Source organism: Methylobacterium sp. ME121 (assembly GCF_000974725.1).
Classification (GTDB): domain Bacteria; phylum Pseudomonadota; class Alphaproteobacteria; order Rhizobiales; family Beijerinckiaceae; genus Methylobacterium; species Methylobacterium radiotolerans.
Window position 1 is genome coordinate 129758 of record NZ_BBUX01000001.1, and the last position, 14253, is coordinate 144010.

Genomic DNA, 14253 nt, shown 5'->3' on the forward strand with positions numbered 1-14253 from the left:
CTACCGGAGACGGTTCACGGCATGATGACGGTTGCGGGATCCCGGCTGCGGACACTCCTGGCGCGGATCGGTGCGCAGGAGGATCTCAATTTTCTGCTGACGAACCGTCTGCCGCGCCGCCTGGCGACCCGCTTCATGGGCTGGTTCAGCCGGATCGAGCAGCCGCTGATCCGGGACCTCTCGATCGCGACGTGGCGGCTGTTCTGCGACGTCGATCTCCGCGACGCGCGGGAGACGCGCTTCCCCAGCCTTCACGCCGCCTTCGTGCGGGCCCTGCGCTCAGGCGCCCGGCCGATCGCGGCCGACCCGACTCTGCTGACGAGCCCCAGCGACGCGATCCTGGGGGCCCACGGCCGCATCGAGGCCGGCCGCCTGTACCAGATCAAGGGCCTGTCCTACCGACTCGCCGACCTGCTGGGCGGGGACACAGCGCTGGCGCGGGCCCACGAGGGGGGCTGCTACGCCACCCTGCGCCTGACGGCCGGGATGTACCATCGCTTCCACGCCCCGCACGACCTGCGCGTCGAGTCGGTGCGCCACATCTGGGGCGATACCTGGAACGTGAACCCGATTGCCCTGAAGCGCGTCGAGGCGCTGTTCTGCAGGAACGAGCGCGCCGTCCTGCGCCTGCGCCTCGCTCCGGGCGGGCACGCGGTGACGCTGGTGCCGGTGGCGGCCATCCTCGTTGCCGGTCTGCGCCTCGGCTTCCTGCCCGAGGGGCTCAATCTGCGCGAGACCGGGGGACGGCGCATTCCCACCGCGGCCCGGCTCGCGAAGGGCGCCGAGATGGGCTGGTTCGAGCACGGTTCCACCATCGTGGTGCTGGCGCCCGCCGGCTTCGAGCTCTGCCCGGGGCTCGCCGTCGGATCGATCCTCCGGGTCGGCGCGCCCCTGATGCGCCTGCCGCAGCCTCCCGGATCGCCCGGCGGCTGAGCGCGCCGCCTCAGGCTGCCTGAACCGCCGCGAGGAATCCCGCGACCGCGGCGTTCAGGGTCTCCGATTGCCGCGACAGGGCGGTGGCCGCGTCCAGCGCCGCGGCCGCGGTCCGGCCGGTCTCGCCGGCGGCCTGCGTGATGGTTCCGATCGTGACCGTGACCGCCCGCGTGCCGTCGGCGGCTTGGCTGACGTTCCGCACGATCTCCTGCGTCACCGCCTCCTGCTCTTCCATCGAGGCCGCCACGCTCGTCGCGATGGTCCGAAGGTCCAGGACGGACGCGGTGATCGCCTGGATGACGTCGACGGCGCGGTGCGTCTCCTTCTGGATCGTCGCGACCTGATCGGAGATCGTCTCGGTCGCCCGGACGGTCTGGGCCGCCAGCTCCTTCACCTCGGTGGCGACGACCGCGAAGCCGCGACCCGCGTCTCCGGCGCGGGCCGCCTCGATGGTGGCATTGAGCGCGAGCAGGTTCGTCTGCGCGGCGATCCCGGCGATCAGGCTGATCACGGTGCCGATCCGCTCGGCGCCGTCGGCGAGGCTCATCACGAGGGTGTTGGTCTCCGTCGCCTCGGCCGCCGCGCGCTGGGCCATGTCCGAGGAGCGCGTGATCTGGCCGTTGATGACCCCGATCGACGTCGCCAGTTCTTCGCTGGCCGCCGCGACGGTCTGGACGTGGACCGAGGTCTGCTCGGCCGCCGACGAGACCTGGAGCAACTGCGTCGCGGTCTGTCCGGCGTTCCGGTCCATGGTCGCGGCGGCACTCTCCATGGCCCCGGCGCTGGTCGCTAACGCCGCGGTCAGGCCCTCCATCTGCTGGCGGAACGTCCGCGTGGCGCGGTCCATGGTCTCGGCGCGGCGCGCTTTCGCGGCCGCCTCGGTGGCGGCGGCCACATCCGCCGCGCGCTTCGCGACGAGCGCATCCTTGAAGACCTGGACAGCCTTGACCATCGCGCCGATCTCGTCGCCACGGTCCGCGCCGTCGATCCGCGCATCGAGGTCGCCCGCGGCGAGACGGGTCATCGTCGCCGTCGTCCGGCCGATCGGGCGGGTGACTTGGGTGAGGATCACGCGGACGCCGTACCCGACCGCTAGGGCGGCGCCGGCCAGTGTCGCCAAGAGCAGCATCCGCAGGCGCTGCGCCATCGCGTCCGCGCGTTCGAACTCGGCGCGGGCCTCGCGGACCTGCAGGTCGGACAGCTCGCCGATGGTCGCCGTTGTCGGGCTCATCGCCCGGAGGAGATCGATCCGGGACGCGGTCACAGCGTCAAGGTCCCCGTTCGTCAAGGCGCGGACGAGGTCGGCCACGATCGCCGCGTCGCGGTCGAATCGCGGCGTCAGCTTCGCGACGAGCTGTGTCTCCTCGGGCGTGAGATACGTGGTCAGGTAGGCGGCCCAGGCTTCCTTCGCCCGTGCCAGCTGGTGATCGAGGATCGTCACGGCTTCGGCCGCCTGTATCGCGTGGACCTCGAAATCTCGCGTCGCGGTCAGGATGGCATCGAAAGCGTCGCGCATCGTGCCGAACTGGCTGAGCGGCATGACTCTGTCGGCGTAGATCGATTCGAGACCCCTGAAATTATTATAGAGCGCGTAATTACTGAGCGCTGCTGATCCTATGAGGAGTGTACCCAGTACGGCGAGAAGTGCGAATAGCCTGCCCTTGATCGTGTTAATCATCGATGGCGACCGTATCGTTGTCGGAGCTCTGAGCGACGATGGCGGTCTAACACTCTGCCTGTGCAGTTCAAGATGTTTCTGGTGTCTTGGAATAGAAAATAAGTACCGTATCTGCGAATTTAGCTCCGGTATTATCTGAAGAACTACGTTTTTGTTGCAGTAGTGATCCGTGCAATAAATCGAACGTGCGTGCAATGCTAGTTCTGTTCCTCGGGTCGACGCTGGAGCCCGGGGGGGTCAGGTGATGCATCTCGTTCGATGCCGGGGGTGGCGCGAATGCCGCGCAGCCGCGCCGATCTGCGCTCGCGAACATCTGTTCAGGACGCTGTCCTGATGGACTTTTCTGGATCGCGTGATTGGAGCATGCCGGCCTCGACCGGCGCGCGGGAGCGCCGTCGGGATCAGCGCACGCGCGCGGCGTGCAGGATGCTGGGCCGGATCGAGGCGTCGATGGCTGCAGCTGGCGGTGAGCGCACGCGCGGCGGCTGGGAGCGCCGCGTAGTGCCCGAAGAGCCGCTGGCGTGGAGCGTCTTCAGCCGGACTGGGCGGTAGCCCGACCGCGAGCAGGTTCTTCAGCCAGGAGCATGCCGGCACCGCGTCGAGCCGCGGAGATCGCCCCGCCATCTACGGAGCGAAGTCCCGCTGTAGCCCGGCGTACAGTCCTTCGAGTGACGAGGCCGCGTTCGACGACGGGGCCAGCCGCTCAGCGCTGTACCGCCTCGATATCATCCTCGTAGATCGAATCCGGCTGGCAGGCGTGCCATTCCTTCTTCTCGTCCGCCTGTCCTTTGCGGCCCCAGCAATAGCCCGCCTGAGCCAAGCGCCCACTCAGCCGATCGCGCAGCCGACACTGCTCCCGGATGATGGCCGGATCCCCGGTGCCTTCACAGGCTCGCGCGGCGTTCGCCTCGGCCGTCAGCAACTCGGGGATGGTCGGAAGCTGCTGCTGGGCGCGCGCGCCCGTGGCAGCGAAGACCAGAGCGAGGACGGCGAGATCAGCGCGCATGGGGCGCAGGATAGTCGTGCGTCGGCATTCGGCAACTGCCGGACGCTCCGCGCTCCGGCGTTTTCTGGGTGGGGGCTCGCCGAGCCCAGGGCCGCCGCCTCGGCCGCGACGCCGATCCGACCGCACCCGGCAGCGATCGACTTCCTTGTCCGCCCCGCGATCGGTCATCACCCCTTGGCGGCCGCGCGGACATGCGCGAACAGACCGCTCCCGCCGCGCTCGATATCCTCGCGCACCGCATCACGGGCCGCGACCGGGTCGCGGTCGCGCAAGGCGTCGATGATGCGCCGATGAGGGTGCGGTTCCCAGTCGGGGACGCCGTCGTCGTAGAGGTGCGAGAGGATCGGGCCGCAGCGCACCCACAGGAGCTCGACGATCTCGTACAGGATCGGCATCTGCCCGATCTTGCACAGCGTCAGGTGAAACTCGGTGTTGAGGTTCACCGCGCGCGCGAAGTCGCGGCTCGCGTGGCATTGCGAGATCTGCGCGTGGATCGCCTCCAGCGCGTCGACCTCGGCCGAGTCTCTGGCAGCCCCAGCGGCGGCGGCACGTCCCTCGAGATCGGTGCGGATCGCGCGGATCTCCAGCAGCTGATCCAGGGTCAGCCGAGGCACGACGACGCTGCCGCGCGCGTCGAGCGCGAGGGCCTTCTCGGCGACGAGCCTGAGCAGGGCCTCGCGCATGGGCGTGGCGCTGATGCCGAACCGGGCCGACATCGGGCGGAGGCGCAGGCGCGTATCGGGTCGCAGCTGTCCGCGCATCAGCGCGAGGCGCAGCTCGCGGTAGGCCCGCTCGCTCAGGCTCTCCTTGACGATCGGACGAACCCAATCCGGCATGATTTCGCCGGTTTCCAGTTCGGACGCCGAAGCGCTTGACATATTCCTCCCCTTGGTCCGATGTTTGTTATAACAAATTACGAAGTGCGTCGACGGCACGCGTCGTTGGGCATGCCGCCGGGCCGAGAGGCTCGGCGGGAGACAGGGGACGGAAATGCTCGCGTTGCGCAAGGCGACGGCCGACTTCGGGGCTGACCTCGTCCACGTCGATGCGCCCACCGCTCCGGGGGCTGGCCGCGTGACCGTCACGGTCGCCGCGGCCGGCATCTGCGGCAGCGACATCCACGCCTACGAGTGGACCCCCGGCTACGGGTTCATGATCCCCTTCATGCCGGTCACCCTCGGCCACGAGTTCGCCGGGACGGTCCGCGCCGTGGGAGACGGCGTGACCGGGCTCGCCGTCGGCGACCGGGTCACCTGCTGGCCGACAGTGCCGTGCGGCGGCTGCGCGGCCTGCGCGGCCGAGCGGCCGCAGGATTGCCAGGGAAGGCGAGTCGTCGGCCTGCACGCGGACGGGGCCTTCGCCGAGCAGGTCGTCGTTCCGGCCGATAATTGCCGCCGCCTGCCCGAAGGGATGCCGCTGGCCGTCGCGACGCTGGCCGAGCCGCTGGCGGTCGCGGTCAACGCGGTGGACGTGGCGGAGGTCGGGACGGGCGACCGCGTGGCGGTGCTCGGCCCGGGCCCGATCGGCCTCTGCATCGCCTTCGTGGCGCAGCATCGGGGCGCGGACGTGCTGCTCGCCGGTCTCGACGACACCGCGCGCCTCGACCTCGCTCGCCGGATCGGCATCCGCGCGACGGCCGATCTCGCCGGCGTCGGCCTGGACGACGCCGTTCGGCGCACCTTCGACGGGGAGGCTGACCGGGTGATCGAGGCGACGGGATCCGCCCGATCGGTGGTCGACGGGATGGGCGTGCTGCGTTCCGGCGGCGTGATGGTGGTGGCCGGCATCCACTCCGGATCCCTCGACCTCGACCTGACGGGTTTCGTGCGCAGCAAGAAGCAGCTGCGCGCGGCCCACGACACGACGGCGCGCGCCTTCGACGCCGCGATCGCGCTCCTCGCGGACCATGCCGGGACGCTGGAGGCGCTGATCACGCACCGTCGTCCCCTCGCGGAAGCCTGGGCGGCGTTCGATCTGGCGCGGAGCCGGCAGGCCATGAAGGTGCTGCTTCTTCCCGAAGCGGCGGGGAGCCAGGGGGCCGAGCGATGAGCACCACGATGCGAGCCGTGATCGCCGCCGGGCAGGGCGGGCCCGAGGTCCTCCGGATCGCCGAGCGACCGCGCCCCGAGCCGGGCGAGGGGCAACTGCTCGTGCGGGTCGAGGCCGCGGGCATCAACCGGCCGGACGTGATGCAGCGCGAGGGCCGCTACCCGCCGCCGCCCGGCGCCTCCGACGTGCTGGGGCTCGAACTCGCCGGCATCGTGGAGGCGCTCGGACCCGGTGCCGGGCGCTTCCGACCCGGTGATCGGGTGATGGCGCTGGTCCATAGCGGCGCCTATGCCGAATGGGCCGTCGTCGACGAGGGGGTCGCGCTGAAGGTGCCGGACGGCCTGCCGGCGATCGAGGCGGGGGCGATACCCGAGACCTACTTCACCGTCTGGAGCAACGTGTTCGAGCGTGCCCGGCTAAGGGCGGGCGAGAGCCTGCTGATCCACGGCGGCGCCTCGGGGATCGGCACCACCGCGATCCTGCTGGCGAAGGCCTGGGGCGCCCGCGTGATCGTGACCGCGGGCTCGTCCGAGAAATGCGCGGCCTGCCTCAAACTCGGCGCGGACGCCGCGATCGACTATCGGCGGGAGGATTTCGTCGCCGCGGCCCGGGCCGCCACCGACGGGGGCGGGCCCGACGTGATCCTCGACATGGTCGGCGGCCCCTACATCAGCCGCAACCTCGAGGCCGTGGCGATCGACGGGCGCATCGCCCAGATCGCCTTCCAGCAGGGCTCGCGGGTGACGGAGATCGATCTCCAGCCGCTCCTGACGAAGCGGGTGACGCTGACGGGCTCGACGCTGCGGGCTCGCCCGGTCGCCCTGAAGGCCCGCCTGGCCGAGGCCCTCGCGGAGCACGTCCTGCCGCTGCTCGCGGCCGGGCGCGCGCGGCCGCCGATCGATTCCGTGTTCCCGTTCGACCGGGTGGCTGAAGCCCATGCCCGCATGGATGGGGGCCAGCATATCGGGAAGATCGTCCTGTCGATGGGTGACGCCGCGCGGGGGAGCCGCTGATGTCCGAGATGTCCGACCGCGCCAACATGACCGGCGCCCACGCCCTGGCCGCGGCGCTCCACCGGCACGGGGTCCGCGACGTGTTCGGCCAGAGCATCCCGTCGGCGCTGTTCCTGGCCGCCCCGCATCACGGCATCCGCCAGATCGGCTACCGCACCGAGAATGCCGGCGCCGCGATGGCCGACGCCTACGCGCGGATCTCGGGCCGGGTGGCGGTGGTCGCCGCCCAGAACGGTCCCGCCGCCACCCTGCTGGTGCCGGGCCTCGCGGAAGCGCTGAAGGCATCCGTACCGGTGTTGGCCATCGTCCAAGACGTTCACCGGCAATTCACGGACCGGAACGCCTTCCAGGAACTCGATCACCTCGCCCTGTTCGCGGGCGTCGCCAAGTGGGTCCGCCGGGTCGCGGTCGCCGAGCGCATCGACGACTACGTCGACATGGCCTTCGCGGCCGCGGCCTCCGGGCGGCCCGGTCCGGCGGTGCTGCTGGTGCCCCTGGACCTGCTCGACGAGCGGCCGGATTTCGAGGCCTCGGCACCGCGCCGAGCGGCCAGCCTCGGCACCTTCCCCCTCGACCGCACGGTCGCCGACCCGGCCGGGATCGCGGAGGCCGCGGACCTGATCGCCGGGGCGCGGCGCCCCCTCGTGATCGCGGGCGGCGGTGTCCATTCCTCCGGCGCCTATTCGGAACTCGGCGCGCTGCAGAGCCTCGGACTGCCGGTCGCCACCACGGTGATGGGCAAGGGCGCCGTCGCCGAGACCGACCCGCTCTCCGTCGGCGTCGTCGGCTACTTCATGGCGCCGCGGGCGCGCTCGTCCCACCTGCGCGCGCTCGTCACGGAGGCCGACGTCGTCCTCCTCGTGGGCAACCGCACCAATCAGAACGGCACCGACAGCTGGTCGCTCTACCCGGCAGGCGCCCGATTCATCCATCTCGACGTGGACGGGGGCGAGGTCGGCCGCAATTACGAGTCCCTCCGCCTCGTTGGCGATGCCAAGCTGACCCTCGCTTCCCTCGCCGAGGTCCTTCGGCAACGCGACCTGTCCGGTCTGAAAGGCCGCCGCGCGGCGCTCGCCGACACCATCGCCCGCGCCCGCGAGGCCCAGGCCGGCGACATGGCCCGCCTCGTCGACATGGAGGCCACCCCGATCCGACCCGAGCGGATCATGGCCGAGATCGACGCGGTGACGACGCCCGAGACCGTCGTCGTCGCCGACGCGAGCTACGCCTCGATCTGGATCGCCAACTTCCTCACGGCGCGGAGGGCCGGCCAGCGCTTCCTCACCCCGCGCGGCATCGCCGGACTCGGATGGGGCCTGCCCTTCGCCCTCGGCGCCAAGGTCGCTCGCCCGGACGCGCCCGTGATCTGCGTGACCGGCGACGGCGGCTTCGGCCACGTCTGGTCGGAGCTGGAGACGGCGCGGCGCATGCGGCTGCCGGTCATCGTCGTCGTCCTGAACAACCAGATCCTCGGCTACCAGAAGCACGCGGAGCTGAGCCTGTTCGGCGACTTCACCGACGTCTGCGACTTTGAGGCGGTGGACCATGCCGCGATCGCCCGCGCCTGCGGCTGCGCCGGGACCCGCGTCGAGCGCCCCGGAGATCTCGCGCCGGCGCTGCGCGACGCACTCGCGAACAACGCCGTCACGGTGATCGACGTGATCACCGACCAGCGCGCCTACCCGCCGATCACCAGCTTCGAGGGCAAGGACGCCCTCGCCTACTGACGCCGCCGACTGGCCCCAACGAGAAGGCGCACGAAGCGCCGGGCCGACGACTGACACGGGAGGAAACGATGAGAGTTCTGGCGCGTGCACTCGCCGCCGCCCTCGAGCTGGGCGCCGCGGCCCAGGCGACGGCCGAGACGCCTGGAACATCGTCGGCGGCTACGCCGGCCAGCTCTCCCTCGGCCAAGGCATCTTCTACGGCCTCGGCGCCTATTGCGGCATGCTGCTCGTCGGTGCCGGGATCAGCCCGTGGATCGGCATCGTGGCCGGCGCCGCACTCGCCGTGCTAGTGGCGCTGGCGATCAGCTTCCCGTGCTTCCGGCTGCACGGACCGTCCTTCTCGCTGGCGACGATCGCCTTCCTCGAAGTTTTCCGCGTGCTGGCCCTCCATCTCCGGGACCTGTCTGGGGGTGCCACGGGGCTGATGATCCCGCTGAAGTTCGGCTGGGCCTGGATGATGTTCCGCGATCGCTGGCCACCGCTGGCCATCGCCTTCGGGCTCCTGCTGCTGACACTCGCGGTCGCGTGGTGGATGCGGGCGCACCGGATCGGCTTCTACCTCGTCGCGACCCGCGAGCGGGAATCGGCCGCCCGCGCGGCGGGCGTGCGCACGGTGCGCGTGCGGCTCATCGCCGTGACCGTGTCGGGGGCGCTCACCGCCATGGTCGGCACCTTCCACGCCATGTACCTGACCTTCATCGAGCCGGCGGCGATGTTCTCGCTGACCCTGTCGATCCAGATTGCGATGTTCGCGCTGATCGGCGGCCTCGGCACGGTGTTCGGGCCGCTGCTCGGCGCGAAGGCCCTGGGGCTGCACGGCCTCGTCTACGGCCTTGTGCTGGTGCTCGTCGTCCTGTTCCTGCCCAACGGCCTGATGGGGCTCGTCACCCGCTTCGCGCGGTCCGGCGCCGGCGGTCGCGGCGTGAAGGCCGGTGCTGTTCCGGCCGCGCCGCGCGCCGCGGAACGGCCGCCGGTCGACGAGGCCGTCCTCCGGGTCGAGGGCCTTCAGAAGCGCTTCGGCGGCCTGCACGTCACCAACGACGTCGGCTTCACCCTCCGGGAGGGCGAGATCCTGAATCTGATCGGCCCGAACGGGGCCGGCAAGACCACCCTCTTCAACATGATCTCGGGCTTCCTCAAGCCCGACGCCGGAACGGTGAGCGTGCGCGCGCCGGACGGGACGTGGCAGCATCCGGGCCAACCGGCGGATTTCGCGACGCTCGGCGTCGGCCGCACCTTCCAGATCGTGCAGCCCTTCGCCGCCATGACGGTCGAGGAGAACATCATGGTCGGCGCCTTCCACGCCACCGCGACGTCCGCGAAGCGCGGGCGGTCGCGCGCGAGACCGCCGAGCGAATGGGGCTCGCGCCGTGGCTCGGAAGCGAGGCGCGCGGTCTCACCATCGGCGGCCTCAAGCGGCTCGAGGTCGCCCGCGTGATGGCGATGCGCCCGCGCGTGCTGCTCCTCGACGAGGTGATGGCCGGCATCAATCAGATCGACGTGCGCCGCGCCATCGATCTGATGCTGTCGATCCGCGATACCGGCGTCAGCATCTTCGCGATCGAGCACGTCATGCAGGCGGTGATGGCGCTCTCCGACCGGGTGATCGTCCTGTGTTCCGGGCAGATCATCGCCCAGGGAAGCCCGCAGGACGTGGTCCGCGACCCGGCCGTGATCGAGGCTTATCGCGGCAAGGAGTTCGCCCATGCTCACGCTTGAGCGCGTGGATGCCGGCTACGGCGCGACCAGCATCCTGCACGCCGCCTCGCTGGAGGTGCGCGCCGGCGAGGTGGTGACGATCGTCGGCGCCAACGGTGCCGGCAAGACGACGACGCTGCGGACCATCGCGGGCTTCGTGACGCCGACGCGCGGCCGGATCCTGTTCGAGGATGAGGACGTCACCCGGCTCTCAGGCCACGAGATGGTGGCGCGGGGCGTCACCCTGATCCCGGAGGGGCGCCAGCTCTTCCCCGAGATGACGGTGCGGGAGAACCTGCTGATGGGCGCCTACCGCCGCGCCGCGCGCGAGCGCCAGTCGGAGACGCTCGCGGACGTCCTGGACCTGTTCCCGCAGGTGCGCGAGCGCCTCGACCAGAACGCCGGCTCCCTGTCCGGGGGCGAGCAGCAGATGGTGGCCATCGCCCGCGGGATGATGGCGCGGCCCAAGCTCCTGATGTTCGACGAGCCCTCCCTCGGCCTCGCGCCGATCGTGGTGGCGCAGGTCTTCGCGGTGGTCGACCGGATCGCGAGGACCGGCGCCACCGTGCTGATCGTCGAGCAGAACGTGTTCCACACGCTGCAGGTCGCCGACCGGGGCTACGTGCTGGAGAACGGCGAGATCGTCCTCGCCGACGCGTCCGCGGCCCTGCTCGACAACGACCACGTCCGCCGCGCCTATCTGGGGATCTGAGATGACCGAGCGGCAGACCAATCCCGAGGCGATCGCGCGGCGCCCGAGCCACGCCGGCCGGCGCGTCCTCGTCACGGGGGCTGGCCGCGGGATCGGCCGGGCGATCGCGGAGGGATTCGGTTCGCGCGGAGCCCTGGTGGGCGTCGCCGACGTGAACTCGGACGACGTTGCCTCGACGGTCGCGGCCATCGAGGCGGCGGGTGGCCGCGCCCTGCCGCTGCAGCTCGACGTCGCCGACTATGCGGCAGTCGAGACGGCCGTGTCGGAGGCCGCCGCCGCGATGGGCGGCGCCTTCGATACGGTCATCAACAATGCCGGCATCTCGCTGAAGCACGACGGGGCGGCCCACCGGGTTTGGGAGATGGATCCGGCGGAGTGGAACCGCGTCGTCGCGGTCAACCTGACGGGGGCGTTCAACACCGTCCGCGCGCTGACGCCGGCGATGTGCGCGGCCGGGCGCGGCTGGATCGTCAACATGTCGTCGGTGGCGGGCAAGACTCACTCGCCGATCGTCGCCTGCCACTACGCGGCGTCGAAGGCCGGGCTGATCGGTCTCACCAAGCACCTCGCGGCGGAGCTCGGCCCGTTCGGCATCCGCGTCAACGCGATCGCGCCGGGTCGGATCGAGACCCCGATGGTCCGAGCGGTGGGCCGCGCCGTCAACGACGAGCAGGTTCGCCTGACCCCGATGGGCCGCCTCGGCGCCCCCGAGGAGGTCGCGGATCTCGCCCTCTATCTGACCTCCGCCGAGGCCAGCTTCGTCACCGGACAGACCGTCGATGTCGCCGGCGGCCTCTACATGACGTGAGCCGGAGCCGGTCAGGACAGATGGACGGGAGGACGGCCATGAACAGCGCGCTCACGGCGGCCGGGATCACGGGACGGACGCGGGTCTACGGGATCCTGGCGGATCCGATCTACCACGTGAAGGCGCCCGAGGTGATGGGGGCACTCTTCGCCCGTCACGGCGTGGACGGCGTCCTCGTCCCGCTGCACGTGACGGCGGACGGCCTGGCCGCGGTGGTGGACGGGCTCAGGCACCTGCGCAATTTCGGCGGCTTCATCGCCACGGTCCCGCACAAGACGGCGACGACCGGCCTGTGCGACGCGCTCACCCGCGAGGCCGAGCAGATCGGGGCCGTCAACTGCGTCCGACGGGATGCGGACGGGCGCATGATCGGCACGATGCTGGACGGGATCGGATTCGTCGAGGCGCTGCGCGTCTCCGGCCTGGAACCGCGCGGCCGAAATGTTGCCCTCGCGGGGGCCGGCGGCGCGGCGAGCGCCATCGCCTTCGCGCTTGCGGCGGTGGGCGTGGCGCGCCTGACCATCCTTAACCGCACCGCCGACCGCGCCGAGGCGCTGGCGGCGCGCCTGCGCGCCGCCTACCCTAGCCTCGCGATCGCCGCGGAGGGCACCCAGGCGGAGCACGACCTCCTCGTCAACGGCACGTCGCTCGGCATGCGCCCGCAGGACGCCGCCCCCTTCGATCTGACCGCCCTCCAAGCCGGCCAGTTCGTCGCCGAGGCGATCATGGATCCGGAGACCACGCCGCTCCTCGCCGCGGCGCTGGCGGCCGGCTGCCGCATTCAGAGGGGGCTACCGATGCTGGAGTGCCAGATCGCCCTCATGGCCCGCCACATGGGCGCCCTCTGAGGCTGGATCCGAGGACTGAGCATGGCGCGCACCGTGGGATCGACCGACATCGACGTCGTCGCGGCGGGCGTCTTCGACTACGTGATCGTGGGCGGCGGCACCGCGGGCTGCGTCCTGGCCAACCGGCTGACCGAGTCCGGGACACGCCGGGTGCTGCTCCTCGAGGCTGGGGGGCGGGCGCGCAGCCCCTGGGTCTCGATCCCGGCCGGGTTCAGCCGCCTGCTCCAGCACCCCTCCTACAACTGGCGCTTCCGGACCGAGCCCGAGGAGGCGACCGGCGGCCGGGTGATCGCGGTTCCGCGGGGCAAGGGCCTCGGCGGGTCGACCCTCATCAACGGCATGATCTACGTGCGCGGGCAGCCGCAGGACTACGACGCCTGGGCGAAGGCCGGCTGCCGCGGATGGGGCTTCGCGGACGTGCTGCCCTACTTCCGCAGGCTCGAGGATTACGACGGGGCGCCCGACCCCCTGCGGGCCCGCGGCGGACCGCTGCCGATCACGGAAGTCGCCGAGCGGCCGGCGATCGCCGAGGCCTTCATCGCCGCCGCGCGGGCGGCTGGGCATCCGCGCAACCCCGACTACAACGCGGCGAGTCAGGACGGCTTCGGCTACTACCAAGTGAACCAGCGTCGCGGGCGGCGGGTCAGCGCCGCCGACGCCTATCTGCGGCCGGCCCTCGCCTGTCCGAACCTCGCCGTCGTGACGGACGCGCACGTCCTGCGACTCACCTTCGACAGGGATCGGGCGAGCGGCGTCGCCGCTCTGGTCGGCGGCCGCGAGCGGCTGTTCCGCTGCCGCGGGGAGGTGATCCTCGCCGCAGGGGCGGCGCAGACCCCGCAGATCCTGGAACTGTCCGGCCTCGGCGACCCGTCGATCCTCGCCGGCCTCGGCGTGGCGGTGCGGCGCGCGCTCCCCGCCGTCGGCGCCAACTACATGGACCATTACTGCACGCGCATGAACTGGCGCGTGCGCCTGCCGGTGACGCTGAACGAGCAAACCCGCGGCCTGCGCCTCGGCGTCGCCGCGGCGCGCTACCTCGCGACGCGGCAGGGTATCCTGGCGCTGGGGACCGGCCTCGCCCACGGGTTCGTGCGCACCCGGCCGGGGCTCGACGGGCCCGACGTGCAGTACTTCTTCATGCACGCGAGCTACGCCAACGCCGCCGAGCGCAAGCTCGACCGCCTGCCCGGCATGACCATCGGCGTCACGCAGCTGCGACCGGAATCGCGCGGGACGATCCACGCGGCGTCGCCCGACCCGCTCGAGCCGCCCGCCATCCGCCCGAACTTCCTCGCCACCGAGGAGGATCGCCGGGCGATGGTCGAGGGCATGAAGATCGCGCGCACCGTCGTCGCGCAGGCGCCGATGGAGCGCTTTCGCGGGGCCGAGCTCAATCCGGGGCCGGACTGCCGGACCGACGCGGACTGGCTCGATTTCGCCCGCCGCGACGGCCAGACGATCTACCACATCTGCGGCACGTGCCGCATGGGCGGCGATCCGGGTTCCGTGACGGATCCTAACCTGCGCGTGCGCGGCGTGGCCGGCCTCCGGGTGGCGGACGCCTCGATCATGCCGCGGATCGTCTCCGGCAACACGCAGGCCGCGGTGTTCATGATCGCCGAGAAGGCCGCCGACCTGATTCGGGCCGATGCCTGATGCGGTCTGGCCATCGGGCGCCGCGGCGCGTACGGCAGGTTCGCGCCAACCTCGGCCGTACTGCGCCGGTCCCGGCCGTGTCTCGGCCTCGACCGGCACTGTACGGCGCACGAGGTCTCACCGCG

Annotated in this window: 11 protein-coding genes and 1 pseudogene; 9 read left to right on the top strand and 3 right to left on the bottom strand. The window is 71.3% G+C overall.

The features are described from left to right. Positions 1 to 21 precede the first annotated feature (21 nt). Positions 22 to 933, top strand: coding sequence for an archaetidylserine decarboxylase (gene asd, locus ME121_RS00640; protein ID WP_029358463.1), 912 nt, complete (start codon positions 22 to 24; stop codon positions 931 to 933). A 10-nt stretch (positions 934 to 943) separates the two neighbouring features. Here asd and ME121_RS00645 read toward each other — a convergent pair whose 3' ends face one another. From ME121_RS00645 to ME121_RS00660, 3 genes are all read right to left on the bottom strand, one after another. Further along, complete coding sequence (locus ME121_RS00645) at positions 944 to 2806, bottom strand: methyl-accepting chemotaxis protein (RefSeq protein ID WP_246753099.1); 1863 nt, start codon at positions 2804 to 2806, stop codon at positions 944 to 946. A 508-nt stretch (positions 2807 to 3314) separates the two neighbouring features. Further along, a complete protein-coding gene (locus ME121_RS00655; protein WP_059407918.1) occupies positions 3315 to 3617 on the bottom strand; it encodes a hypothetical protein in 303 nt (100 codons plus the stop codon). 167 nt (positions 3618 to 3784) lie between these two features. After that, positions 3785 to 4495 (bottom strand): GntR family transcriptional regulator, encoded by a 711-nt coding sequence (locus ME121_RS00660; protein ID WP_012317360.1) that lies wholly within the window; start codon positions 4493 to 4495, stop codon positions 3785 to 3787. Positions 4496 to 4607: 112 nt separating this feature from the next. Between ME121_RS00660 and ME121_RS00665 the strand changes: the two genes are divergently transcribed. The 8 genes and pseudogenes from ME121_RS00665 to ME121_RS00700 all read left to right on the top strand — a co-directional run bounded on the left by ME121_RS00665 (position 4608) and on the right by ME121_RS00700 (position 14128). Further along, positions 4608 to 5666: a zinc-dependent alcohol dehydrogenase gene (locus ME121_RS00665; protein ID WP_059407925.1), complete on the top strand. Its 1059-nt coding sequence runs from the start codon at positions 4608 to 4610 to the stop codon at positions 5664 to 5666. Continuing rightward, positions 5663 to 6679 (top strand): NAD(P)H-quinone oxidoreductase, encoded by a 1017-nt coding sequence (locus ME121_RS00670; protein ID WP_059407929.1) that lies wholly within the window; start codon positions 5663 to 5665, stop codon positions 6677 to 6679. Before ME121_RS00665 ends, ME121_RS00670 begins: the two co-directional genes overlap by 4 nt. Further along, complete coding sequence (locus tag ME121_RS00675; RefSeq protein ID WP_059407931.1) at positions 6679 to 8406, top strand: acetolactate synthase catalytic subunit; 1728 nt, start codon at positions 6679 to 6681, stop codon at positions 8404 to 8406. Before ME121_RS00670 ends, ME121_RS00675 begins: the two co-directional genes overlap by 1 nt. A gap of 139 nt (positions 8407 to 8545) precedes the next feature. Next, a pseudogene (locus ME121_RS00680) lies at positions 8546 to 10125 on the top strand (branched-chain amino acid ABC transporter ATP-binding protein/permease); the annotation flags it as partial. Then, complete coding sequence (locus tag ME121_RS00685; protein ID WP_043073061.1) at positions 10112 to 10816, top strand: ABC transporter ATP-binding protein; 705 nt, start codon at positions 10112 to 10114, stop codon at positions 10814 to 10816. The pseudogene ME121_RS00680 and the gene ME121_RS00685, both read left to right, overlap by 14 nt. Before the next feature lies 1 nt (position 10817). Further along, positions 10818 to 11624, top strand: coding sequence for a 3-oxoacyl-ACP reductase FabG (gene fabG, locus ME121_RS00690; protein ID WP_059407933.1), 807 nt, complete (start codon positions 10818 to 10820; stop codon positions 11622 to 11624). A 38-nt stretch (positions 11625 to 11662) separates the two neighbouring features. Beyond that, complete coding sequence (locus tag ME121_RS00695; protein ID WP_059407934.1) at positions 11663 to 12472, top strand: shikimate dehydrogenase family protein; 810 nt, start codon at positions 11663 to 11665, stop codon at positions 12470 to 12472. A 21-nt stretch (positions 12473 to 12493) separates the two neighbouring features. Continuing rightward, the gene (locus tag ME121_RS00700; protein ID WP_059407935.1) at positions 12494 to 14128 is read left to right on the top strand and encodes a GMC family oxidoreductase; all 1635 of its coding nucleotides are present in this window, start codon (positions 12494 to 12496) and stop codon (positions 14126 to 14128) included. Positions 14129 to 14253: the final 125 nt, after the last annotated feature.

Excerpts from the sequence above, each read along its gene's own strand:
- asd (WP_029358463.1), top strand. The coding sequence starts at position 22 with ATGATGACGGTTGCGGGATCCCGGCTGCGGACACTCCTGGCGCGGATC.
- ME121_RS00655 (WP_059407918.1), bottom strand. The coding sequence starts at position 3,617 with ATGCGCGCTGATCTCGCCGTCCTCGCTCTGGTCTTCGCTGCCACGGGC.
- ME121_RS00660 (WP_012317360.1), bottom strand. The coding sequence starts at position 4,495 with ATGTCAAGCGCTTCGGCGTCCGAACTGGAAACCGGCGAAATCATGCCG.
- ME121_RS00665 (WP_059407925.1), top strand. The coding sequence starts at position 4,608 with ATGCTCGCGTTGCGCAAGGCGACGGCCGACTTCGGGGCTGACCTCGTC.
- ME121_RS00670 (WP_059407929.1), top strand. The coding sequence starts at position 5,663 with ATGAGCACCACGATGCGAGCCGTGATCGCCGCCGGGCAGGGCGGGCCC.
- ME121_RS00675 (WP_059407931.1), top strand. The coding sequence starts at position 6,679 with ATGTCCGAGATGTCCGACCGCGCCAACATGACCGGCGCCCACGCCCTG.
- ME121_RS00685 (WP_043073061.1), top strand. The coding sequence starts at position 10,112 with ATGCTCACGCTTGAGCGCGTGGATGCCGGCTACGGCGCGACCAGCATC.
- fabG (WP_059407933.1), top strand. The coding sequence starts at position 10,818 with ATGACCGAGCGGCAGACCAATCCCGAGGCGATCGCGCGGCGCCCGAGC.
- ME121_RS00695 (WP_059407934.1), top strand. The coding sequence starts at position 11,663 with ATGAACAGCGCGCTCACGGCGGCCGGGATCACGGGACGGACGCGGGTC.
- ME121_RS00700 (WP_059407935.1), top strand. The coding sequence starts at position 12,494 with ATGGCGCGCACCGTGGGATCGACCGACATCGACGTCGTCGCGGCGGGC.